Annotated in this window: 1 pseudogene; it reads right to left on the reverse strand. The window is 70.3% G+C overall.

What is annotated here, in order from left to right:
- Nucleotides 1-1,181: pseudogene (locus ABT114_RS50460) on the reverse strand (alpha-1,4-glucan--maltose-1-phosphate maltosyltransferase); the annotation flags it as partial.

Consider the following 1,181-nt stretch of genomic DNA (forward strand, 5'->3'; position numbering starts at 1 on the left):
CGCCGTCGGATGTCGTTGAGGCGGGTGATGAGGGGGGCGATGGTGCGGCCCTCGCGGGCGGCGGCCTCCCAGTCGCGGGAGCGGATCTGGTACTTCTCCGAGTCGAGGTACTCCTCGCTGTCCGGGCGCAGGGGGGTGTTCTCGCACAGCTCGTAGCCGCTGTAGATGCCCCAGGTGGGGGAGAGGGTCGCGGCCAGGACCGCGCGGACCTCGAAGGCGGGGCGGCCGCCGTGCTGGAGGTAGGCGTGCAGGATGTCGGGGGTGTTGGCGAAGAAGTTGGGCCGCATGGAGGCGGCCGTCTCCCCGGACAGTTCGGTGAGGTACTCGGTGAGCTCCTGCTTGGTGTTGCGCCAGGTGAAGTAGGTGTAGGACTGCTGGAAGCCGATCTGGGCCAGGGTGCGCATCATCGCGGGGCGGGTGAACGCCTCGGCCAGGAAGATCACGTCGGGGTCGGTGCGGCTGACGTCCGCGATGACCCGTTCCCAGAAGACGACCGGTTTGGTGTGCGGGTTGTCCACGCGGAAGATCCGCACGCCGTGGTCCATCCAGTACCGCAGGATGCGTACGGTCTCTGCGACGAGGCCGTCCATGTCCGCGTCGAACGCGATGGGGTAGATGTCCTGGTACTTCTTCGGCGGGTTCTCCGCGTACGCGATCGTGCCGTCGGGGCGGTGGTGGAACCACTCCGGGTGCTTCTCCACCCAGGGGTGGTCCGGCGAGCACTGCAGGGCGAAGTCCAGCGCCACCTCCAGGCCCACCGCCGCGGCCTGGGCGACGAACCAGTCGAAGTCCTCGATCGTGCCGAGGTCGGGGTGGATCGCGTCGTGCCCGCCCTCCGGGGAGCCGATCGCCCAGGGCACCCCGACGTCGTGCGGTCCGGCGGACAGGGTGTTGTTGGCGCCCTTGCGGAAGGTGGTGCCGATGGGGTGGATCGGCGGCAGGTAGAGCACGTCGAAGCCCATCCGCGCGATGGCGGGCAGCCGGCGTGCCGCGGTGCGGAAGGTGCCGTGCGGCCGTGCCGGTGTGCCCTCCGAGCGGGGGAAGAACTCGTACCAGGCGCCGTACAGGGCCCGCTCCCGCTCCACCAGCAGCGGCAACGGCTGCGAGGCGGTGAGCAGTTCCCGCAGCGGATACCGGGCCAGGACCTCGTCCACCTCCGGCGTCAACGCCCCCGCCAGCCG

Origin of the sequence: Streptomyces sp. NPDC002088 (assembly GCF_040296605.1) — a bacterium.
GTDB lineage: Bacteria > Actinomycetota > Actinomycetes > Streptomycetales > Streptomycetaceae > Streptomyces.